The sequence below is a fragment of the Blastococcus sp. CT_GayMR16 genome (assembly GCF_004570875.1).
Lineage (GTDB): Bacteria > Actinomycetota > Actinomycetes > Mycobacteriales > Geodermatophilaceae > Blastococcus_B.
This window is the reverse complement of sequence record NZ_SPQK01000002.1, coordinates 338695-360386: the sequence shown is the minus strand read 5'-3', so window position 1 is coordinate 360386 and position 21692 is coordinate 338695. Positions and strand designations below refer to the sequence as shown.

At 73.4% G+C, this 21692-nt stretch carries 19 protein-coding genes; 10 read left to right on the top strand and 9 right to left on the bottom strand.

Going from position 1 to position 21692, the window contains the following annotated elements; all coding sequences use genetic code 11:
- Positions 1-132: 132 nt before the first annotated feature.
- Complete coding sequence (locus E4P38_RS04430; RefSeq protein ID WP_245160775.1) at positions 133-2823, top strand: ATP-binding protein; 2691 nt, start codon at positions 133-135, stop codon at positions 2821-2823.
- A 91-nt stretch (positions 2824-2914) separates the two neighbouring features.
- On the opposite strand, the gene E4P38_RS04425 is transcribed toward E4P38_RS04430, so the two are convergent.
- Together E4P38_RS04425 and E4P38_RS04420 are read right to left on the bottom strand one after the other, a co-directional pair.
- On the bottom strand, positions 2915-4369 hold the full coding sequence (locus E4P38_RS04425) for a circularly permuted type 2 ATP-grasp protein (RefSeq protein ID WP_135130537.1): 1455 nt from the start codon (positions 4367-4369) through the stop codon (positions 2915-2917).
- Complete coding sequence (locus E4P38_RS04420) at positions 4366-6237, bottom strand: prolyl oligopeptidase family serine peptidase (RefSeq protein WP_135130536.1); 1872 nt, start codon at positions 6235-6237, stop codon at positions 4366-4368. The genes E4P38_RS04425 and E4P38_RS04420 overlap by 4 nt, the downstream gene beginning before the upstream one ends.
- 235 nt (positions 6238-6472) lie before the next feature.
- On the opposite strand from E4P38_RS04420, the gene sepH reads away from it, so the two are divergent.
- The 4 genes from sepH to E4P38_RS04400 all read left to right on the top strand — a co-directional run bounded on the left by sepH (position 6473) and on the right by E4P38_RS04400 (position 11724).
- A complete protein-coding gene (sepH, locus tag E4P38_RS04415; protein WP_135130535.1) occupies positions 6473-7420 on the top strand; it encodes a septation protein SepH in 948 nt (315 codons plus the stop codon).
- Positions 7421-7476: 56 nt separating this feature from the next.
- Positions 7477-9258, top strand: coding sequence for an ABC transporter ATP-binding protein (locus tag E4P38_RS04410; RefSeq protein WP_135130534.1), 1782 nt, complete (start codon positions 7477-7479; stop codon positions 9256-9258).
- A 73-nt stretch (positions 9259-9331) separates the two neighbouring features.
- Complete coding sequence (locus E4P38_RS04405) at positions 9332-11179, top strand: ABC transporter ATP-binding protein (protein ID WP_135130533.1); 1848 nt, start codon at positions 9332-9334, stop codon at positions 11177-11179.
- A gap of 71 nt (positions 11180-11250) precedes the next feature.
- Positions 11251-11724: a general stress protein gene (locus tag E4P38_RS04400; protein ID WP_135130532.1), complete on the top strand. Its 474-nt coding sequence runs from the start codon at positions 11251-11253 to the stop codon at positions 11722-11724.
- On the opposite strand, the gene E4P38_RS04395 is transcribed toward E4P38_RS04400, so the two are convergent.
- Positions 11721-12533: an RNA methyltransferase gene (locus tag E4P38_RS04395; protein ID WP_135130531.1), complete on the bottom strand. Its 813-nt coding sequence runs from the start codon at positions 12531-12533 to the stop codon at positions 11721-11723. The genes E4P38_RS04400 and E4P38_RS04395 overlap by 4 nt on opposite strands.
- A 208-nt stretch (positions 12534-12741) precedes the next feature.
- On the opposite strand from E4P38_RS04395, the gene E4P38_RS04390 reads away from it, so the two are divergent.
- From E4P38_RS04390 to E4P38_RS23760, 3 genes are read left to right on the top strand one after another with little or no spacing between them, the layout of a single operon-like run.
- On the top strand, positions 12742-13461 hold the full coding sequence (locus E4P38_RS04390; protein WP_135130530.1) for an ABC transporter ATP-binding protein: 720 nt from the start codon (positions 12742-12744) through the stop codon (positions 13459-13461).
- Entirely contained in the window at positions 13458-14258 is an 801-nt protein-coding gene (locus tag E4P38_RS04385; RefSeq protein ID WP_209308923.1) for an ABC transporter permease, read from the top strand. The genes E4P38_RS04390 and E4P38_RS04385 overlap by 4 nt, the downstream gene beginning before the upstream one ends.
- Entirely contained in the window at positions 14174-14875 is a 702-nt protein-coding gene (locus E4P38_RS23760; RefSeq protein WP_280791043.1) for a TetR family transcriptional regulator, read from the top strand. Before E4P38_RS04385 ends, E4P38_RS23760 begins: the two co-directional genes overlap by 85 nt.
- On the opposite strand, the gene E4P38_RS04375 is transcribed toward E4P38_RS23760, so the two are convergent.
- Entirely contained in the window at positions 14872-15699 is an 828-nt protein-coding gene (locus tag E4P38_RS04375; RefSeq protein WP_135130529.1) for a thioesterase family protein, read from the bottom strand. The genes E4P38_RS23760 and E4P38_RS04375 overlap by 4 nt on opposite strands.
- Positions 15700-15726: 27 nt before the next feature.
- On the opposite strand from E4P38_RS04375, the gene E4P38_RS04370 reads away from it, so the two are divergent.
- The gene (locus E4P38_RS04370) at positions 15727-16695 is read left to right on the top strand and encodes an aldo/keto reductase (RefSeq protein ID WP_135130632.1); all 969 of its coding nucleotides are present in this window, start codon (positions 15727-15729) and stop codon (positions 16693-16695) included.
- 126 nt (positions 16696-16821) lie between these two features.
- On the opposite strand, the gene thpR is transcribed toward E4P38_RS04370, so the two are convergent.
- The 5 genes from thpR to E4P38_RS04345 all read right to left on the bottom strand — a co-directional run bounded on the left by thpR (position 16822) and on the right by E4P38_RS04345 (position 21299).
- Positions 16822-17367 carry an RNA 2',3'-cyclic phosphodiesterase gene (gene thpR, locus E4P38_RS04365; RefSeq protein WP_245160792.1) on the bottom strand — a complete coding sequence of 182 codons (546 nt, stop codon included), beginning with the start codon at positions 17365-17367 and terminating at the stop codon, positions 16822-16824.
- 14 nt (positions 17368-17381) lie between these two features.
- Entirely contained in the window at positions 17382-17768 is a 387-nt protein-coding gene (locus tag E4P38_RS04360; protein ID WP_135130527.1) for a hypothetical protein, read from the bottom strand.
- Between the two features lie 64 nt (positions 17769-17832).
- Entirely contained in the window at positions 17833-19236 is a 1404-nt protein-coding gene (locus tag E4P38_RS04355; RefSeq protein ID WP_245160773.1) for an MFS transporter, read from the bottom strand.
- Positions 19233-19667, bottom strand: a complete 435-nt coding sequence (locus tag E4P38_RS04350; protein WP_135130526.1) for a MarR family transcriptional regulator — start codon at positions 19665-19667, stop codon at positions 19233-19235. Before E4P38_RS04350 ends, E4P38_RS04355 begins: the two co-directional genes overlap by 4 nt.
- A gap of 63 nt (positions 19668-19730) precedes the next feature.
- Entirely contained in the window at positions 19731-21299 is a 1569-nt protein-coding gene (locus E4P38_RS04345; protein WP_135130525.1) for an NCS2 family permease, read from the bottom strand.
- Positions 21300-21454: 155 nt separating this feature from the next.
- On the opposite strand from E4P38_RS04345, the gene E4P38_RS04340 reads away from it, so the two are divergent.
- Complete coding sequence (locus E4P38_RS04340; protein ID WP_135130524.1) at positions 21455-21685, top strand: DUF2530 domain-containing protein; 231 nt, start codon at positions 21455-21457, stop codon at positions 21683-21685.
- The last annotated feature ends 7 nt before the right edge of the window (positions 21686-21692 follow it).

Genomic DNA, 21692 nt, shown 5'->3' with positions numbered 1-21692 from the left:
CGTTGCACCGCCCCCGCGAGCAGTCCGGGGTCGCGGTACTTTCGGAGCGCGGGTGCCGAAGCCGGGGACGGCTGCCGGCCGGACGCAGCGTCCGGACTCGCGGTGGTCCGTCCTGATCGGCTGGAGGTGAGCGTGGTTCCCGATTCCCCGTCGGGACCCGGCGACCTGTTCGCCGCCGGGGGTGAGGCCGGTCGGCTGATGTCCGCCTACGACTGGGCGAGCACACCCATCGGTCCGATCGAGACCTGGCCGGCGAGCCTGCGCTTCGCCGTCCGCACCGTGCTGGTGTCCCGCTTCCCCATGGTGCTGACCTGGGGCCCGGAGTACCGGCAGTTCTACAACGACGCCTACGCCCCGCTGATCGGCGCGAAGCACCCCGCCATCGGCGAGGACATCCGGCTGACGCTGGCCGAGGGCTGGGACGCCCTCGGTCCGCCGATCGAGCACGCGATGACGACTCTCGAGGCCTCGTGGCTCCCGGGGCTGCTGCTCCTGCTCGAGCGCGCCGGCTACCGGGAGGAGACCTACTTCACCGTCTCCCACGCGCCCGCCTTCGACGACAACGGCCGGGTCGCCGGGATGCACGCCGTCTGCACCGAGATGACCGGGGAGATCCTCGCCGAGCGACGCCAGCGGCTGCTGCACGACCTGTCCACCGTCGGTGCCCGGCTCGGCGCCGAGCAGGAGACGGTGGCGGCGATGTGCGCGGCCCTGGCGGGCGACGCGCTGGACATGCCGTTCGCGGCCGTCTACCTCTCCGCGCCGGGTGAGCAGCGGTTCCGGCGCGTGGCATCGGTCGGCTGCGACGCCGACCTGCTGCCGGCCGAGACCGACGGCGACGGCGCCGAGCTGCTCGGGGTGGCAGAGCTGCTGGGCGCGACCGGCGGAGCCTTCGGCGACGGGGTCACCGAGACGGTCGTGCTCCCCCTCACGCCCAGCCGGGACGGCGCGCCGATCGGCCTGCTGCTCGCGGCCAAGAGCCCCAACCTCGCCCTGGACGACGACTACCGCACCTTCCACGAGCTGGTGGCCGGGCAGTTCGCGAGCGCGGTCGTCAACATCCGCGCCTTCGAGGACCAGCGCTCCCGCGCCGAGGCCCTGGCCGAGCTGGACCGCGCCAAGACCACGTTCTTCTCCGACGTCAGCCACGAGCTGCGCACGCCCCTGACGCTGCTGCTCGGCCCGATCGGCGACGTCCTCGACGATCCCGCGGCACCCCTGCCGGCCGGCGTCCAGGAGCAGCTCTCCCTCGCCATGCGCAACGGCCAGCGCCTGCAGCGGCTGGTCAACGATCTGCTCGACTTCGCCAGCATCGAGGCCGGCCGCGCCAGCCCGGTGCGGGTGGAGACCGACATCGCCACGTTCACCGCCGAGCTGGCCGGCATCTTCCGCGCCGCGGCCGAGCGGGCCGGGCTGCGGCTCACCGTCGACTGCCCGCCGGTGGACCGGCCCGTCTACGTCGACCCGCGCATGTGGGAGAAGGTCGTCGTCAACCTCCTCGCCAACGCGGTCAAGTACACGTTCGTCGGCGGCATCCACGTCGCGCTGGCGGCCGATGACGACCGGATCCTGCTGACGGTCACCGACACCGGTGTCGGCATCGTCGCCGAGGAGCTCCCGCAGCTGTTCCAGCGCTTCCACCGCGTCGCCGGGGCCACCGCCCGTACGCGCGAGGGCACCGGCCTCGGTCTGGCGCTGGTGCACGAGCTCGCCGCGCTGCACGACGGCACGGTGTCGGTCGAGAGCGAGCCGGGCACCGGCAGCACTTTCACGGTCGCGCTGCCGTTCGGCGCACCCGACGCGGTCGAGGAGACCCCGCGCCGGGCGCCGACCCCCTCCGACGCCGCCCGTGGCGAGGCGGCCAGCTGGGAGCAGGACACCTCTCGCCCCGGCGAGCCGGCCACGGGCACGTCGCCGAACGGCAGCGTCCTCGTCGTCGACGACAACGCCGACATGCGGGCGTACCTGGCCCGGTTGCTCGGCCCGCACTGGACGGTCCGGACGACGGCCAACGGCGAGGAGGCGCTCGCGGCGGTCGCCGAGCAGGCGCCGGACATCGTGCTGACCGACGTGATGATGCCGCGGGTCGACGGCTTCGAGCTGCTCCGCCGGCTGCGCGCCGACCCGGCCACCCGGGCCATCCCGCTGATCATGCTGACCGCCCGGGCCGGCCAGGAGGCCTCCGTCGAGGGCCTCGAGGCCGGTGCCGACGACTACCTGGCCAAGCCGTTCCGGGCCGAGGAGCTCATCGCCCGCGTCCGGGTGGTGCTGGAGCGGGCCGCCGGACGTCGCACGGCAGCCACCGTCGCCGCCGACCCGGCTCCGCCGACCGCCCCCATGCCCGTCGTCACCGCCACCGCCGTCCCCGTGCCGCAGCCGGCGGCGCGGCGCGGTCCGCCCAGCCCGCGCCGTGCGCAGGAGGGCCCGTCCACGGCGTCCGGGAGCTGGCGGCTGCCGTCGGAGGCCGCTGCCATCCCGGTGCTGCGGCGCCGCGTACGGGCCTGGCTGGACGCCTCCGGCGTGGAGCCGGACCAGGCCTACGACCTGCTGCTGGCGGCCTGTGAGGCGGCGACCAACGCGATCGAGCACGCGCAGGAGCCGACACAGCCGTACTTCGACGTCACCGCGGCCGTCGTCGGGGACAGGATCCGGATCACGGTGCGCGACTACGGCCAGTGGCGGGAGCGGGTCTCCTCGATGGACCGCGGCCGCGGCGGAACGCTGATGAGCGCCGTCGGCGAGATCACCGCCACCCCCAGCCCCGAGGGGACGACGGTGGTCATCGTCAGCTCCCCGGCCGACGAGCGGTCCGGCACCGGCTGAGCTGACGATCTCCTCTTGCGCCGTTTCCCTCGCACTTGCGGTGATGCACGACCGCGAGAGCGACTGAACGAGCGCAAGAGCCGCCCGCCCCTCAGCCGAGCAGCCAGGTGTCCTTGCTCCCCCGGCCCGCGCCGCCGCCGAGCGACACCCGGGTCAACGGCGCACGCAGCGCCTCCGCCGATCCGCCGGGGCCCGCGACCGAGAACATCCGCAGATCCACCCGGCGGGGCTGCAGGGTCCCGTCGACGAGGGTGGGCACCGTGGAGGACTCCACCGGCTCCTGCGCGACGAACCGGTAGGGCGCCGCCGCGACCTCGGCCTGCAGCGACGCCAGCTCCGCGGCCGAGCAGGACGGGCCGAACACCGTTCCGCGCCCGCCGTACCCGGCCACCGGCTTCACCACGAGCTCGTGCAGCCGGTCGCGCACCTGCGCCCACTGCGCCTCGTCGGCCAGCACCCAGGTCGGCACCGACCCGATCAGCGACTCCTCCCCCAGGTAGAACCGGATCATCGCCGGCACCCACGCGAAGGTGGCGGTGTCGTCGGCGAGCTCGTTGCCCGGCACGTTCGCCAGCCCGAGCCGGCCCGAGCGCACGGCCTCGGTGAGCAGCAGGTCCAGCGACTGGCCGATCGGCGTCCGGAAGGCGCTCAGCACGCCGTCGTCGAAGCGCCGGTAGAGGACGTCGACCGGGTGCCGGACGCCGCCCACCGAGACCTCCACCCCGCCGTCCAAGCGCGGCCAGACGTCCGAGGCCCGGGCCAGCGGCGCTCCCAGCGCGTCGGCGAGGAGCCGGTGCTCGAACCAGTAGTTGTCGCTCTCCCCCGCGGTGAGGACGGCGATCCGCGGGCTCCCCGGACACGACGGCGGGGCCGCGACGCCGAGGCCCGCCCGCAGCACCGGCACGGCGTCCCGCGGGTCGGCGGGGGCCAGGTCGAACAGCTCCGGCAGCGCGGCGCGGGCGCTCTCCCGAGCGGCGAGGGCATAGCCGAGCCCCGCAGGAACCCGCAGGTGGTCGGCGGCCGCCGTCCAGGTCCCGCTCGGGGTGCGCAGCACGTCGACGGCGGCCACCGTGGCCCGTGGCTGGCCGGGCCACGCCTGCCCGACCGCCTCGGGATGCCGACCGGGGCTGTGCGCGACCGCCCATTCCGGCAGTACACCGGCCCGCACGATCTCGGGCGCCCGGTCGGCGTCGCCACGGCGCCGTCCGGCCGCGCGGTAGGCGTCGGCGAGGAAGGCGTTGAGCGCCCGGTGCCGCTGCTCGACGCCGGCCGCCACCTGCACCCAGTCGGCGGCGGCGACGACGCGCGGCACCGGGTCCAGGGGGAAGGGGCGGACGGTCTGCCGGCCGTCGGACCACGACCCGACGTTCACCTCGCGCGTCTGGCGTTCGGCGGCCATGACGTCGGCCGCGGTGGTCAGGCCCTCGATCCCCAGCCGCTGCAGCGCGGGCTCGAGAAGGGCGTAGGTGTCGCGCAGCAGTCCGTCCGGGGAGACCGCCTCGTCGGCGGGGGATGCGGGGTAGCCGGCGAAGGGATCCCGGCTCACAGCCAGCGATCGAACCAGGCGGCGACGCGCTCGCTCAGTTCGACGAGGTGGTCCCGGCCCACGATGGTGTGGCCCTCGCCGGGCAGCAGCAGCAGATCGCTGGGTGCGCCGAGCGCCTGCAGCTCCTGGTGGGCCTGCACCGACTCGGCGACCGGCACGTTGGTGTCCCGGTCCCCGTGGGCCAGCAGGACCGGCGAGGTGAGCCGCCCGAGGTCGGTCATCGGCGAGAGGGCCGCGAGCAGGTCCCGGTCGGTGACCGGGTCGCCGTACTCGGTGACCGACGCCGCGGCCATCCACGGTTCGGTGCCGGCGAAGAAGGTCCGCAGGTCGCTCATGCCTGCCAGCGTGACGCCTGCCGCGAACAGGTCCGGCCACCGGGTCAGCGCGACGAGAGTCAGGTAGCCGCCGTAGGACCACCCGTGCGCCCCGATCCGCCCGGGTGCGGCGATGCCGGCGGCGACGAGTTGCTCGACCGTCGTCCGGACGTCGGCGAAGGAGGCCGCCCGCGCGGGACCGTCGTCCGCGGTCGTGAACGCGCGGCCGAACCCGCCGGAGCCGCGCACGTTCGGGGCGAAGACGGTGAAGCCGGCGGCGACGAGGCTCTGCGCCACCGGGGAGTAGCTGGGCCGCTCCTGCCCCTCCGGGCCGCCGTGGAAGCTGACCACCGTGCGGTTGGGTCCCCGCACGTCGCGGGGCGTGTACAGCCAGCCCGACAGCGGCAGCCCGTCGGGCGCGACGTAGTCGTAGCGGACCGGCGTCACCAGCAGCGCCGGATCCGGGGGGCGGGGGGCCGAGGGCAGCAGCGCGGGAGCCGCCGGTCCGACGATCGGAACGATCCAGAGCGAGCGGGGCGTTCGCGGGCCGGTGAGCTCCGCGACCATGGTGTCGCCGTCGGCCGACAGCGACCAGCCCGGCATCACCGGGTCGGGCAGCGCGATCTGCCGCAGCACCGAGCCGTCGGAGACGGCGTGGACCAGCAGTTCGGTCACCCCGTCGGCGGTCCACACCCCGAGCACGGTGCCGTCGGTCCGCAGGGCGTAGGCGTCCAGGTCGGCGTCCGGGCGGGACAGTACGACCCGGCCCTCTCCCGGGACGCCGTCCTCCGACAGCGGGACGGCGACGAGTCCGGCCCGGTCGGTGAACGGGGGACCAGGCAGCGAGGCGCGCAGGTACAGCGACCGGCCGTCCGGCCCGAACCGGCCGTCCTCGGAGGCGATCCCACCGGGGGCGTCCAGGCCGAGCGCCCGGCGCTGCACCCCGGTGGCGACGTCGATCACGACGATGTGCCGGTACCCGCGGGGGCCGCGACGGGCCAGCACGAGGCGCTCGTCGACCGACACGGACGTGACCGACAGGAAGCCCCCGGTGGCCAGCGTGCGCTGCTTCCCGGTCGCGACGTCGACGAGCACGATGTCGGCATCCGGCCCGTCGCCGGGGGCGATCGAGCAGACGTAGTGCGCGGGGCCGGTCCAGCCGCCGGCGAAGACGGTGGCGCGGGGGTCCTCCCCCGCCATCACGCGGTGGTCGCTGCCGTCAGGCCGCACCACGTGCAGTTCGGCGCAGATGGAGCCACCGGGGCTGACCAGATAGGCCAGCCATCCGCCGTCCGGCGACCACGCGACGGAGACGACCTCCTCACCCGCACCGGACAGCAGGAGTGGCGTCCCCCCGTCCACCCGCGCCACCTCGAGGCGGGGGATGCCCGACCGGTCGGTGACGTAGGCGACCCGGTCGCCCTCCGGGGACAGCGCGGGGCACCAGGCGCCGGACGCGCCGGCGATCTCGGTGACCGCTCGCGTCACGGCGGACGACAGCACGGACGTCTCCCGGGGCGCGACGGGGCGCCGCTCGGTCATCGGGCCGGCCATCACACCTCCTTCACTCGCGACAGTCCGCAGGACCCACTGTGCCGAGTCCGCGTTGCGAACAGATGACACGGCTCCCTCATCGGCGGGAAAGGATCGTGCCCGCACCCCTGGCGGGAGCGAGCCTCACGGCTCGCCACGCCGGGCCGCCTGCACGCTGCGCCCGGCGCGCGCCGATAGCCTCGGGCTCCGGTCTAGGTCTCGGACCGGCTCGCGCTGTCCATCCGGAGGTTCGCCCATGCGCACGCTGCGCCTCGTGGCGCTCTCCGACGACGGGAAGAGCGTGGTGCTGGCTGCCGACGGTCCCGACGGCGAGGCCGAGAAGTTCGAGCTCCAGATCGACGACCGGCTGCGCGCCGCCGCCCGCGGGGATTCCCGCCGGCTCACCCAGATCGACGTCGACCTCGGTACCGAGCTGCCGCCGCGCGTGATCCAGGCCCGGATCCGCGCCGGCGAGACCCCCGAGCAGGTCGCCGCCGCCTCGGGCACCCGGGTCGAGCGGATCATGCGATTCGCCCACCCGGTCATCCAGGAGCGCGCCCGCATCGCCGAGCAGGCCCGCGACGCCCGGGTCCGGCTGAGCGAGGGCTCGCCGACCGTGGCTCTGCAGCAGTTCATGACCGACCGTCTGCGGCTCATCGACTCCGACCTCGAGGCCGTCTCCTGGGACGCCTACAAGAGCGACGACGGCAGCTGGCAGGTCACCGGCGCCTGGCGGGCCGGCGACAAGTCGGGGACGACGCGGTGGAGCTTCGACCTCCCCTCGCGCACGGTCGCGCCCTCCGACGCCGCCACGATGGACTTCGCCGAGGGCACCCGCCTGGTGCGGGTCGTGCCGGACGTGCCGGTCGGCCTGACCGTGGCCACCGCCCGCCGCGGCGTCACCGTCGTGCGCGAGCCGGCCCGGGCCGACGACGACCTGGTGCACCGGACGGTCCACGACACCGTCACCCCGGACGTCCTGCCGTCGGACCTCCTGGCCCACGACGACGAGCGGGTCCGTGACGTGCACGCCGCTACCGGCACGCCCGACGACGACCGGTCGATCGACGCGCTGCTCGACGAGGTCGCCGAACACGACACCGTCGTCCTCGGCCGCAGCTCCGAGGAGCCCGAGGACGACGACCCGCGGGCCCGCATCCCGGCCTGGGAGGACATCGTCTTCGGGGTCCGCCGCCACCGTTAGGCCCGACCGAAACTGGTTCGCCTCGGTCAGTACCTCCGCATAGCCTCGGCTATGCCATGACGACCTCCCCGCGACCTGTACCGGACGACCGGGGACGGCTCTCCGCACTGCTGCGGCTCTGGCCCTTCGCCCGCCCGTACCGCGGCCTCATCGCCGTCACGTTCTCCGCCGCCCTGCTGGCCACCCTCGCGCAGCTCGCCATCCCGCTGATCACGGCGGCGGTCGTCGACGGGCCGATCGCCGACGGCGACCGCGGCGGCCTGGTCCCCCTGCTGGCCCTCGCGCTGCTGTTCGGCGTCGCGGAGGCATCGCTGTTCTTCGTGCGCCGCTGGGCGATGAACTCGAGCTGCCTGCGGATCGAGCGCGACCTGCGCGACACCGTGTACCAGCGCCTGCAGCGGCTGCCCGTCGCGTTCCACGACCGCTGGGCGTCGGGCCAGCTCCTCTCGCGGGCGACCACGGACGTGTCGACGGTCCGCCGCTTCGTGGGCTTCGTCGCCGTCTTCCTCGCGGTCAACCTGATCACCTGCGTCGTCGTCCTGGTCCTGCTGCTGGTGACCTACTGGCCACTGGGGCTGGCCGTGCTGCTCACGACCGTGCCCCTGTCGGCGCTGGCGCTGCGCTGGGAGCGGCGGTACAACATCCAGTCCCGCCTGGTCCAGGACGAGCAGGGCGAGCTGGCCACCGACGTGGAGGAGGCGATCCAGGGCATCCGGGTGGTCAAGTCGCTCGGCCGCAGCCGGCTCGTCTTCGACCGCTACGACGCCAAGGCCACCCGGTTGCGGCGACTCGAGCTCGACAAGGTGCGCACCCTGGCCCTGCTGTGGAGCATCTTCGAGCTGCATCCGCAGGTGACCCTCGCGGTCATCCTGGTCGGCGGCGCGGTGGCCGTGAACACCGGCGCGCTCACCGTCGGCGGGCTGGTCGCCTTCGTCGCGCTGTTCACCGTGCTGCTGTGGCCGATCCTGTCGCTGGGGTTCCTCTTCGCCTTCGCGCAGGAGACCGCGAGCGCCTGCGACCGCATCGGTGAGCTCCTCGACGCACCCCTCACCGTCACCGACCGGCCCGGCGTCGTCCCCGCCGACCTCGGCTCCCCGGCGCGACTGCGGTTCGAGGACGTCGGGTTCAGCTACGCAGGGTCGGCCTCCCCGGTGCTCGACGGCGTCGACCTGGACGTCGCGCCCGGAGAGACGGTCGCCGTGGTAGGCGCCACGGGGTCGGGGAAGACGACGCTGACCGCCCTGGTCGGCCGGCTCTTCGACGTGACCGCCGGCCGGATCACCGTGGACGGCGTCGACGTCCGCGACCTGCCGCTCGCCCAGCTGCGCAGCGTGGTGGCGACCGCTTTCGAGGACGCGACGCTGTTCTCAATGAGCGTGCGAGAGAACATCACCCTGGGCCGTCCCGGGGCCACCGACGCCGACGTCGAGGAGGCCCTGCAGGTCGCCCAGGCCGAGTTCGTGCACGACCTGCCGTGGGGCCTCGACACGCGCATCGGCGAGCAGGGCCTGTCGCTGTCCGGTGGGCAGCGGCAGCGGCTGGCTCTGGCCCGCGCCGTGCTCGGCCGCCCCTCCGTGCTGGTTCTCGACGATCCGTTGTCGGCGCTGGACGTGCACACCGAGGCGCTGGTCGAGCGGGCGCTGCGCGACATCCTGGCCGCGACCACCGCCCTGGTCGTGGCGCACCGGGCGTCGACGGTCCTGCTGGCCGACCGGGTCGCACTGCTGGCCGGGGGGCGCATCGTCGCGCTGGGCACGCACAGCGAGCTGCTCGCCGAGGTGCCCGGGTATCGCGAGCTGCTGGCCCAGGACAGCGAGCTGGCGGAGGCCCTGCCGTGACCGAGCTTGCGAGGTCACGCATGGACACAGCACGGCCCGGCACGTGGCCGACGAGCGCCAGCGAGGAGGTCTCGTGACAGCGCAGACGCCGTCGCCCGGTCACGGCACCGACGGTCAGGAGAACTGGCGCGGCGTGGCCGCCGAGAACGCCGACGACCTCTCGGCCGGGGCGGGTGTCTTCCTGCGGGCCCGCTCCCGAAGGCTGCTGGGCGAGCTGCTGGCGCCGCACCGGCGCTCGCTGTGGGGCCTGCTCTTCACGATCACCGTGCAGAACCTCGCCTGGCTGGCCGGGCCGTTCCTGATCGGCGTGGGCATCGACGTCGCCGTCCCGGCGCTGATCGGCGGGAACGCGTGGCCGCTGGTCTGGATCACCGCCGCGATGCTCGGCGCCGCCGTCCTCGACACCGTGCTGCGGTTCGTCTTCCTCACCTGGTCCGGCCGGGTCGGGCAGGCCGTGCTGCTGACCCTGCGCCGCCGGGTGTTCACCCACGTACAGCGGCTGCCGCTGTCCTTCCACGAGCGCTACACGTCGGGGAAGACCATCAGCCGGCTGACCAGCGACGTCGAGGCGCTCGCCGAGCTCCTCGACGAGGGCCTGGACAGCCTGGTGACGGCGCTGTTCAGCGTCCTCACCATCGGCGTCGTGCTGATCGTCCTGGACCCGCCGCTGGGTCTGGTGGCGCTGCTCGGCTTCCCCGCGTTGTTCTGGGTGGCCCGCTGGTTCCATCAGAACTCGACCGCTGCCTACCGGCGGACCCGCGAGTCCATCACCGCGGTCATCGTGCAGTTCACCGAGACCCTTGGCGGGATCCGGGCGGTGCAGGCCTTCCGCCGCGAGCCCCGCAACGACGAGCTGCACGCCCAGCTGAACGAGGACAACCGGCGCGCGCAGGACCGCGCGTTCTGGTTGATCGCCGTGTTCGTGCCGGCCGTGACGCTGATCGGGAACCTCGTCACGGTTGCCGTCCTCGGCTACGGCGCGCTCCGCGTGATGGACGGCGACCTGGCCGTCGGCACCCTGGTCTCGTTCCTGCTGTACCTGCGCCGGTTCTTCGACCCGCTGCAGGACGTCGCGATGTTCTACAACTCCTATCAGTCGGCCTCGGCCGCCCTGGAGAAGCTGTCCGGCGTCCTCGAGGAGCGGCCGACGGTCGCCGAGCCGTCCGACCCGCTGCCGCTCGACGACGCGCGCGGGGAGCTGGTCTTCGACGACGTCCGCTTCGGCTACACCGACCGGACCGTGCTCCCGCACCTGGACCTCGCCGTCCCGGCCGGGCAGACCGTGGCGCTGGTCGGGGCCACCGGCGCCGGCAAGTCCACGCTGGCCCGGCTCGCTGCCCGCTTCTACGACCCGGTCGCCGGCGTCGTCCGGCTGGACGGGGTGCCGCTGGACCGGCTGACCGACGACGACCTGCGGCGTGCCGTGGTGATGGTGACCCAGGAGAGCTTCCTGTTCTCCGGGACGATCGCCGACAACATCGCCTTCGGGCGACCCGGCGCCGACCGTGCCGAGATCGAGGCCGCCGCCCGCGCGATCGGGGCGCACGAGTTCATCGCGTCGCTCCCGAAGGGGTACGACACCGACGTGCACCGCCGGGGCGGGCGGCTGTCGGCCGGTCAGCGGCAGCTGGTGAGCTTCGCTCGGGCGTTCCTCGCCGACCCGGCGGTCCTGATCCTGGACGAGGCCACCAGCTCGCTCGACGTCCCCAGCGAACGGCTCGTCCAGCGGGGCCTGCAGACGCTGCTGGCCGACCGGACGGCGCTGATCATCGCCCACCGGCTCTCGACGGTCGAGATCGCCGACCGGGTGCTGGTGATGGAGGAGGGACGGATCGTCGAGGACGGCTTCCCGGCCGAGCTCGTCGCCGGCACCGGTCGGTTCGCCGGCCTGCACCGCGCCTGGGCGGACAGCCTGGTCTGAACGGGCTTGTCCGCGGCGGGCGAGCAGGCCAGGCTGGGAAGGGAACCTCGAGGGCAGGAGTTGGGACGGACATGACTGCTTCTGTGTCCATGCCGCTGGGCGGCGTCCAGGTGGGTTCCTACGACGGGTACGAGCAGGCCCAGGCCGCGGTCGACTACCTCTCCGACGAGAAGTTCGCCGTCGAGAACGTGACGATCATCGGCACCGACCTGCGGATCATCGAGACGGTGACCGGCCGGCTCACGCAGGGCCGCGCCATCGCCGCCGGGGCCGCGGGCGGCGCGTGGTGGGGGCTGTTCGTCGGGCTGCTGCTCGGCATCTTCTCCACCGACGGTGCGGAGTGGATCGGCTCGGTGCTCACCGGCCTGGCGGTCGGGCTGGTCTTCGGTGCCGTCTTCGGCTGGATCGGTTACCGCGCCACCGGCGGGCGCCGCGACTTCACCAGCACCAACAAGATCGTGGCCGGCCGCTACGACGTGATGTGCAACCCGGCCCACGCCGAGGAGGCCCGGGCGCTGCTGGCCCGCTTCTCCCTCCGCGGCTAGTCCGAGCGGAGCGTGGCGAACGCGATCGCAGCCGCGGCCGCGACGCCGAGGGAGTCGACGCCCGGCCGCATCGGGATCCGCGCCCGCACCCGGACCGCAGCCTGCGCCTCCGGCGTGAGCCCCGGCCCCTCGGCGCCGAGCAGCACCGCCGTCCGCGGGTGTGCCACGGGGTCGATCGACGTCAGATCGACGGCGTCGGCCGACGGCGTGAGCGCGACGGTCGTGTAGCCGGCGTCGTGCAGCCGGTCCAGCTCCGCCGGCCAGTCCGGGAGGACGGCGAAGGGCAGCGCCAGGATGTGGCCCATCGATACCCGCACCGACCGGCGGTAGAACGGGTCGGCGCAGCGTGGGTCGAGGAGCAGGCCGTCGATCCCCAGCGCGAGCGCCGAGCGGGCGATCGAGCCCAGGTTCTCCGCGTCGTTGAGCGCCTCCAGCATCGCGAGCCGGCGCGGGGCGGCAGGGTCGGGGCCGGCCAGCAGCTCGTCCAGGTCGGCGGGCGGGCTTCGGTCGGCCGAGGCGATCACCCCGCGGGTGAGCCGGAAGCCGATCACCTCCGACAGCACCCACTTGTCGGCCTCGTACGCCGGCACGTCGTCCGGAAGGTCGAGGGCCGCGACCCGGCCGGGGACGCCGAACACCGCCCGGACCCGGTACGGCGAGTCCAGCAGCCGCTCGACCGCGGACACGCCCTCGACGATCACCGGGCCGCCCCATCGCGGCGTCCCCTCCGGCCGGTCGCCGGCCTTGAGGTCCCGGAAGTCGGCCACCCGCGGGTCGCCCGGATCGGTGATGACTACGGGTGCGGGCACGATCGCGATTCTGCCTGGCCACCCATCCCTATTGATCAGGTCACCTGATCAATACGGGTCCTGGCTCACGGTCGACGGTGAGGTAGGACCCCGAATGATCAGGTCTCCTGATCATTCGGCGGCAGGGACCAAGGACTCCGTTGACTCCGCCGCGGTAACTCATCTAGCGTTGAGTTCATCAGGCGTTGAGTTTCTGGAGGTCGCCCTCATGGACGTTGTCACCGTCACCGATCTCGTGGTCGAGCGCGGTCGCCGGCAGGTGCTGAACGGCCTGTCCTTCACCGTGCCCGTCGGCCAGGTCACCGGACTGCTGGGTCCCAGCGGGAGCGGCAAGACCACGCTGATGCGGGCCCTCGTCGGCGTGCAGCTGGTCCGGAGCGGCGCGGTCACCGTGCTCGGCGAGCCGGCCGGATCGCCCGGGCTGCGCAGCCGGGTCGGCTACGTGACCCAGGCACCGAGCGTCTACGAGGACCTCACGGTGCGGGAGAACGTCCGCTACTTCGCCGCGCTCTACGGGATGAGCAGCCGGGAGGCCGAGGCCGCGACCGCCGATGTCGGCCTGTCCGACTCCGGCGGCCAGCTGGTCCGCGACCTGTCGGGCGGCCAGCGCGGCCGGGTCTCGCTGGCCTGCGCCCTGGTCGGCGCCCCCGAGGTCCTGGTCCTCGACGAGCCGACCGTCGGGCTGGACCCGGTGCTCCGGGTCGAGCTCTGGGGGCGTTTCCACGCCCTCGCCGCCGCCGGGACGACGCTGATCGTCTCCAGCCACGTGATGGACGAGGCCGGCCGGTGCGACCGGCTGCTGCTGCTCCGCGACGGCGACCTGATCGCCGACTCCACGCCGGCGCAGCTGCGCGCCGACGGCCGGTCCGACGACCTGGAACAGGCCTTCCTCAACCTGATCACCGCCCGCGAAGGGATCACGGCATGACCGCCGCCACGCTCCAGCCGGTGCGGGCCCGCACCACGCACCTGAGCCCCCGCCTCACGGCCGCGACCGCCGGCCGGGTGCTCCGCCAGCTGCGGCACGACCACCGCACGATCGCGATGCTGCTCGTGCTGCCCAGCGCGCTGCTCGGCCTGCTCTACCTGCTGTGGAAGGACGTGCCGACCCTGCCCGGCCAACCGGGCATCTTCGACCGCGTGGGTCTGACCATGCTCGGGATCTTCCCGTTCGTGGTGATGTTCCTGGTCACGAGCATCGCGATGCTGCGGGAGCGGACCTCGGGCACCCTCGAGCGGCTGCTGACCACCCCGCAGGGGCGCCTGGACCTGCTGCTCGGCTACGGCCTGGCCTTCGGCCTGGCGGCGGCCCTGCAGGCGCTGGTCACCGTGACCGTGGCGACGACGGTCTACGACCTGGACGTCGCCGGCTCGGTCACCCTCGTCGTCCTCATCGCCGTCGTCGACGCTGTGCTGGGCGTCGCGCTCGGGCTGCTGGCCAGCGCCTTCGCCCGGAGCGAGTTCCAGGCGGTGCAGTTCATGCCGGTGATCGTCCTGCCGCAGTTCTTCCTGTGCGGACTGCTCGTCCCCGTGGACCAGATGGCCGGCTGGCTGCAGGCGATCAGCCATGTGCTGCCGCTGACCTACGCCGTCGAGGCCCTGCAGGAGGTGGGGCGGTCCGCCTCGGCCACCGGCACCATGTGGGCGGACATCGCGATCGTCGCGGGCGCGGCCCTGCTCGCCCTCGCCCTCGCGGCGGCAACCCTGCGACGGAGGACCAGCTGAGCGCGGAACCGGCCCCGAGCCGGCGGTCGGGACGTCGGCCCGGGAACCCCGACACCCGGGAGGCCGTCCTGGCAGCCGCCCGGGAGGCCTTCGCCGACCGGGGCTTCGACGGCGCCACCATCCGGGCGATCGCCACCTCCGCGGGGGTCGACCCGGCGCTCGTGCACCACTACTTCGGCAGCAAGGACAAACTGTTCCTCGCCGCGGTGCACGCCCCCGCCGACCCCGGCGACCTGCTTCCCCCTGTGCTCGAAGGGGGCCGTGAGGAGCTCGGCGCCAACCTCGTCCGGACGTTCCTGAGCGTCTGGGACGGTCCAGCCCGGCCGGCCGCACTCGCCCTCGTCCGGTCCGCGGTCGGGAACGAGTGGACGGCGAAGCTGCTGCGCGAGTTCCTCGTCTCGCAGGTCCTGCGCCGGGTGCTCGGCACGCTCGACCTGCCCCCCGGCGAGCGCGAGGCGCGCGGCGCGCTGGTCGGCTCGCAGCTCATCGGCGTCGTCATGGCCCGGTACGTGCTCAAGCTGGAACCCCTGGCCTCGGCGTCGCACGAGTCGCTGGTCGCATCGCTGGGCCCGACGCTGCAGCGCTACCTCACCGGCGAGGTCGAGCTCCCCCGTTAGCCGCGCGGGGCGCGGGCGAGCTGGCGGCTCTGCGCGACCAGCCGTCCGGTGGAGTCCCAGATCCGGTAGTCCTCGTCGACCCAGCCGCCCGCGATCTCGCTGGACCGCGCCTCGACCAGGCACCAGCCCGGCGCGGGCAGTGCCCGCACCAGCACCTGGAGCTGCACCGTCGGCGCCCAGCCCAGGTTGCCCAGCGAGAAGCTGGTCGGCGGGAGGGCGTCGGCGAAGGTGACCAGCGCCAGCGGGTCCGGCTCGCGGCCGTCGGTGAACCGCATCCAGGCCCGCAGCACGGGCTCCCCCGAGGGCTGCCCGAAGGCCCAGCCTGCCGAGGCGACGTCCAGCCGCGTGTCGACGCGCAGGGACAGGCCCGGCACCTGCACGCCCGGCGGCGCCAGGTGGCGGTGCTCGGCCAGGGAGAAGCACTCCTCGACCGGCGGCACGTCCGGCATCGGCTCCGACCACACCGACTCGTCGTCGCCGAGCGTCGCCGTCGTGACGTTGACCGCCAGCGCCGGGCCTCCTGCGTCGGCGAGCGTCACCTGGGAGTGCGCGAGGGTCCGGCCGGCCGGTCCGGGGACGACGGTGAGCGTGGCCGGGCCGGCCGCGGGCGCGCGCAGGTAGCTGGCCGACAGCGCGACCGGGTGGGCGTGCGGGCTCTCCAGGACCGCCGCCCGCGCGACGACCGACAGCAGATAGCCGCCGTTGAGGATGCCTCCGCCGACGTCCCAGCCGGGATCGAGGACGGTCGCCAACCCTCCGCCCTCCGCCCGCTGGACTGCGGTCGCGGCATCGAACTCGGACGGCGGGACATCGTTCTGCGGCACGAGCGCCAGGGTGCCAGGGTGGAACTCATGAAGTACACGCACCTCGGACGCAGCGGTCTGTCTGTCTCCCGGCTCTGTCTCGGCACCATGAACTTCGGCTGGAAGACGGAGGAGGCCGACGCGCACGCGATCATGGACCGCGCCCTCGCCGAGGGGGTCAACTTCTTCGACACCGCCAACGTCTACGGCTTCGACGCCGGCAAGGGCCGCACCGAAGAGGTGCTCGGCACCTGGTTCGCGCAGGGCGCCGAGCGACGGGACAGGACGGTCCTGGCGACCAAGGTCTACGGCGGGATGTCGGACTGGCCGAACGACACGTTCCTGTCCGCCCGCAACATCGTGCGCGCCTGCGAGGGATCGCTGCGGCGGATGCAGACCGACTGGATCGACCTCTACCAGTTCCACCACGTCGACCTGAGGACGCCGTGGGAGGAGATCTGGCAGGCCTGCGAGACCCTGGTCGCCCAGGGCAAGGTGCTCTACATCGGCTCGTCCAACCACGCCGCCTGGCAGATCGCCGCCGCCAACGAGGCAGCCGCCCGCCGGAACTTCCAGGGACTGGTCAGCGAGCAGTCGCACTACAACCTGCTGACCCGGCACATCGAGCTCGAGGTGCTTCCCGCCGCCCAGCACTACGGCGTCGGCATCATCCCGTGGAGCCCGCTGGCCGGCGGTCTGCTCGCCGGGGTCCTGGAGAAGGCCGAGGGTGGACGGCGGGGCGACGCGAACATGCAGAAGCGGATCGAGCGCCACCGCCCGGCGCTGGAGGAATACGAGTCGTTGTGCCGGGAGCTCGGCCAGGCTCCCGCCGACGTCGGGCTGGCCTGGCTGCTGCACCAACGCGGGGTGACTGCACCCATCGTCGGCCCGCGCACGATGGAACAGTTCGAGGGATCGCTGGCCGCCCTCGAGGTCGCACTGGACGACGCCGCCCTGACCCGGCTGGACGAGATCTTCCCCGGCTACAAGACGGCCCCCCAGGAGTACGCCTGGTGAGCGATGACACTGTCGTCCTCCGGACGACACCGCGGCCAACTACCGTCCCCGTCTGAACGGAGCGGGTCCCGGAAGCTCGTCGGGGGGCCTCCGGCCCCCACTCCTCGTCCCGCCTCGCAGGGCGGCTCACTGACTGACCCTCCATTCGGCGAGGGTGTCGTAGGTGGGCTTCGGGCCGAGGTGGCTCTCCCACAGCCGCACCTCGGTCACCGGCCAGGCCGGGCCGCGATAGCCGGCCAGTCGCTCGGTCAGTGAGCCGTCAGCGGGCCGACGCGGTGGCCAGCGGCCGAGGGTCAGGTGCGGTCGGAAGGGGCGGTCCTCGACGGGCAGGCGCAGGGCGCCGGCGACCGCCGCGAGCCGGAGCGCCAGTTCGACGAGCGCCTCCACGTCGCCGTCCAGACCTGCCCAGAACACCTGGGGACGGCGCGTCGAGCCGAACCGCCCCGCGCCGGCCAGCCGCAGGGTCATCGCCGGCGCCGTGGCCACCGTCTCGCCGGCGGCGGCGACGAGCGGCAGCACGCGATCCTCCGGGGTGGCGCCCAGGAACAGCAGGGTCAGGTGCCAGCGGTCCGGAGCCGTCCAGCGCGGGGCGCCGTTCGCGTCGCGCAGCGGGTCGAGCGAGCGGGCGAGGTCCGCCCGCGCCTCCTCCGGCGGATCGACGGCGAAGAAGATCCGCCGGGAACCGCTCAGGCCTCGACCGCCAGCCCGGCCTCCTGGAGGTCGGCCAGGAGCCGCAGCCGTGCGGCGTCGCGGGCCGGTCCGACGGGTGCCGAACGCAGGTCGCTCGCCACGTCCAGCAGCAGCGCGGCCTCGATGAGCACGTCGTCGTAGGCGGCGGCCAGGGCCCGGCGCCGGGCCATCGGCGCGCCGGCCGGCACCAGCGCGATCTGACGGCCGAGCCGCCGCACGTCGGCGGCGACGACCTGCAGGGGCCGGCGCAGGGGTTCCGGATGCCGCGCCTCCCGGCGGCGCGCCAGGCGGCGGAGCGCCCAGCGGACCGTGGGACCGGTCCAGGCGATGAGCGCGGCGGTCACGGCAACGGTGCCGCCGATCTGCAGCAATGGGGTGACCACGTCGCCTCCCGACCCGGATGGGGATGGCGCGACGGTACTCCGGGTCCGCGGGTCCGGGGGTGGGTCAGCGGTTCAGGGACTGCTGCCCCGGCGCCGCCTCCGCCACGACCTCCTCGGCCGCGCGGAGCCGGGGAGAATCCACGGCGGTGCGCGCGCCCACCCGCAGTTGCAGGCGGGGCGGGGCCAGGCCGGCGTCCAGCCGGACCCGGCGACCGCGGGCGAGGAAGGCGGCCGCGGCCAGGCCCGCCACGACGCAGATCCCGCCGCCCAGGATGAGACCCCAGGGGGCGCCGAGGTGCTCGGAGATCCAGCCGATCAGCGGAGCCCCGACGGGGGTGCCCCCCATGAAGCACATGAAGTACAGCGCCATGACGCGGCCGCGCATCTGCGGATCGACGCCGAGCTGGACGAAGCTGTTGTTCGCCACGCTGAACACCAGCGCGGCCGCCCCCGTCGGCACGAGCAGGACGGCGAACGACGCGTAGCCGGGCATCAGTCCGGCGATGACGGTGAACAGCCCGAACACGACGGCGGAGATCACGAGGAAGCGCTGGCGCGGCCGGACGCTGCGCCGGGTGGAGAGCAGCGCCCCGCTGAGCGAACCGATCGCGAAGAACGTGGAGAGCAGGCCGAACGCCTCGGCGCCGAGGTCGAACCGCTCCCGCGCCATCAGCGCGATGGTGACCTGGTAGTTGAACCCGAAGGTGCCGATGACGAACGCCAGCACCATCGCGAGCACGAGGTCCGGGTGCGCCCACGTGTAGGCCAGGCCCTCCCTCAGCTGCCCGCGGGCACGGGCTACGGGTGGACTGGGGCGCAGCTCGTCGGCGCGCATGACGGCGAGCGCACCGATCGTGAACGCGAAGCTCGCCGCGTTCACGAAGAAGGCGAGTGCGGTGTCCCCGGACGCCGCCGCGATCAGGAGCCCGGCCAGCGACGGGCCCACGAGTCGGGCGCCGTTGAAGATCGTCGAGTTGAGGCTCACGGCGTTGCCGAGCAGCTCGGGGCCGACCATCTCCGAGACGAACGCCTGACGCACGGGGACGTCGATGGCGGAGACGGAGCCCAGCCCGGCGGCGAGCACGAACACGTGCCAGAGGGCGATGCCGTCGGTCGCGACCAGGATCCCGAGCACCAGGGCGAGGAGGCCCATGAGCGCCTGCGTGATCACGAGGACCCGGCGCTTGGCGTAGCGATCGGCCAGGACCCCGCCGTACATGCTCAGCAGCAGGGTCGGCCCGAACTGGAGGGCGGTGATCAGGCCGAGTGCGACACCGCTGTCGTCGGAGAGCTGCAGGACCAGCCAGTCCTGGCCGATCCGCTGCATCCACGTGCCGGTGAGGCTGACCAGGTTGGCGGAGGCGTAGATGCGGAAGTTGCGCACCCGCAGCGCGCGGAACATCGCGTGGTCCTGGGCAGGCTCCGCGGCGTCGGTGGGGGCGGTGGGTTCAGTGCTCGTCCGGGTCACCCACTGGCCAGCTTGTCCATGATGACCGCCGCCTCGCGCAGCACGGTCCGGTCCTCGGCCGACAGCTCCTGCAGCCGTCCGCTCAGCCACGCCTCACGGGCGCGGGCCTCGGCCGACAGGAGCTCCTCGGCCGCGTCGGTCAGGCCGATGATCACCTGCCGGCCGTCGGTCGGGTGCGGGGTCCGGGTGACCAGCCCCATCCCCTCGAGCGCGACGACGACGCGGGTCATCGACGGCGGCTGGACGCGCTCGTGCGCGGCCAGCTCGCCGGGACTCATCGGGCCGTGCCGCTTCAACGTCGACAGGGCGGCGAGGTGGGTGAGCGTCACCGAGGTGTCCACCCGCTGGTTGCGCAACCGGCGGGAGAGTCGCATGACCGCCAGGCGGAGATCGTGGGCGAGCGCCGCGGTGTCCAGCGTCGTCCTGCTCACACCGACCAGAGTAACCCCGGATGGTTAGCCATGCTCAGCACCACGCCCAGAAGGCGCTTCCGTTCACAGCAGCTGCTGCAGCGGCTCCAGGGCGAAGTAGATGACGAAGAGCAGCGCGATGAGCCACATGAGCGGGTGGATGTCGCGGCGGCGGCCGACCGCCAGCCGCAGCACGACGAAGGAGATGACGCCGGCGCCGATGCCGTTGGTGATCGAGTACGTGAACGGCATCAGCGCGATGGTCAGGAACGCCGGGATCACCAGGGACATGTCGTCCCAGACGAGGTGCCGGATCTGGGTGATCATCAGCGCGCCGACGATCACCAGGGCCGGGGCCGCCGCTTCGGACGGCACGACCTGCACGAGCGGACTGAAGAACATCGCGACGAGGAAGAGCACACCCGTGGCGATGCTGGCCAGGCCGGTCCGCGCGCCGTCGGCGACCCCGGAGGCGCTCTCGATGTAAGTGGTGTTCGACGAGACGCTGCCCGCGCCACCCGCTGCCGCGGCCAAGGAGTCGACCAGCAGCACCGGCTGCGACTTGGGCAGGTTGCGGTTCTCGTCGAGCAGGCCGCCCTCCGCGCCGACGGCGGTCACCGTGCCGACGGTGTCGAAGAAGTCGGCGATCATGATCGAGAAGACGATCAGGACCGCGGCCAGGACGCCGATCCGCTCGAACCCGCCGAACAGCGAGAAGTTGCCGATCAGCGAGAGGTCCGGCGTCGCGACGATGCTGTCCGGCAGCTTCGGCACCTGCAGTGCCCAGCCGCGCGGGTTCACCCCGTCGTCGGTGAAGGTCGGGCCGATCTTGGCGATCGCCTCCACGATGATCGCCAGGACCGTCGTGGCGATGATGCCGATCAGCAGGGCGCCCTTGACCCGGCGGACGACCAGGATGCTGGTCAGCAGCAGGCCGACGACGAAGACCAGCAGCGGCCAGCCGGCCAGCTGCCCGTTGAGCCCGAAGCTGATCGGGACGACGCCCTCCTGCGCACGGCGGATGAAGCCGGCGTCGACGAGGCCGATGATCGTCAGGAAGAAGCCGATGCCGACGGCGATCGACGTCTTCAGCTGGGCCGGGATGGCTTCGAACACCGCGCGCCGGAAACCGGTCAGGACCAGCAGGGTGATGAGCAGGCCCTCGAGCACGATCAGGCCCATGATCTCGGGCCAGGACAGCTGCGTGGCGGCGTAGACGGCCACGATGGCATTGATACCGAGACCGGTGGCCACCGCGAACGGGTACCGGCCGACGACGCCCATGAGGATGGTCAGCGCACCGGCCAGGAGCGCCGTGACGGCGGCGACCGACGCGAAGGGAAGCGTCGTCCCGCTGATGTCCGCGCCCGACAGGATGATCGGGTTCAGCACCACGATGTAGGCCATCGTGAAGAAGGTCGTCAGGCCACCGCGCAGCTCGCGGCCCACGGTCGACCGCCGGGCGCTGATCTCGAAGTAGCGGTCCAGCCCGTTCTTGGGGCGGGGGCGGGGGCCGTCGCTGCGGCGCGGCCGCGCCGCGCCCTCGACCACATCGGCGGGGGTGCCGCTGTCGGCGACGACGGTGTCGGCCGCGGCCTGCGCACGGGCCTTCGCGCTGGTGGCTCCCCTGGAGGGACGGGACTTGTCGGGCATGCGGACTCCCCGGTGCGGACGGTCTCCTGTCCGGGGTGAGAGCGCTCGCGCACCCCTCCCGGCCGGTACGGCGGCGACAGCGTGCCACATGATCGTTCCACCGACGCCCGGATGGGCGATCACCACCCGGACGTGGCGCGTCCTAAGGTCGAACCGTGCCCGGACCGACGAAGCAGGCCCCGCCGCCGCTGCAGGTGGACACCGCTCGCGTGGTGCTCGCCGGGATCGCCCTGTGGGCGGTCGCCCTCGTCGTCCTGCTGCTTCTCGGTGACCGGGTCGACCGGATGTGGACCTGGACGTGCGTGGCCGCGATCGGACTCGCCGTTCTCGGTCTCGGCGTGATGCGGCTGCAGGGCCAACTGCCGCGCCGGCACCCGCGGGACTAGGGAGCGA

What these genes read in the sequence shown, in the direction of transcription:
- E4P38_RS04345 (WP_135130525.1), bottom strand. Translation starts at nt 21,299, where the DNA reads ATGCCCGACAAGTCCCGTCCCTCCAGGGGAGCCACCAGCGCGAAGGCC.
- E4P38_RS04390 (WP_135130530.1), top strand. Translation starts at nt 12,742, where the DNA reads ATGGACGTTGTCACCGTCACCGATCTCGTGGTCGAGCGCGGTCGCCGG.
- E4P38_RS04410 (WP_135130534.1), top strand. Translation starts at nt 7,477, where the DNA reads ATGACGACCTCCCCGCGACCTGTACCGGACGACCGGGGACGGCTCTCC.
- E4P38_RS04400 (WP_135130532.1), top strand. Translation starts at nt 11,251, where the DNA reads ATGACTGCTTCTGTGTCCATGCCGCTGGGCGGCGTCCAGGTGGGTTCC.
- E4P38_RS04420 (WP_135130536.1), bottom strand. Translation starts at nt 6,237, where the DNA reads ATGGCCGGCCCGATGACCGAGCGGCGCCCCGTCGCGCCCCGGGAGACG.
- sepH (WP_135130535.1), top strand. Translation starts at nt 6,473, where the DNA reads ATGCGCACGCTGCGCCTCGTGGCGCTCTCCGACGACGGGAAGAGCGTG.
- E4P38_RS04370 (WP_135130632.1), top strand. Translation starts at nt 15,727, where the DNA reads ATGAAGTACACGCACCTCGGACGCAGCGGTCTGTCTGTCTCCCGGCTC.
- E4P38_RS04385 (WP_209308923.1), top strand. Translation starts at nt 13,458, where the DNA reads ATGACCGCCGCCACGCTCCAGCCGGTGCGGGCCCGCACCACGCACCTG.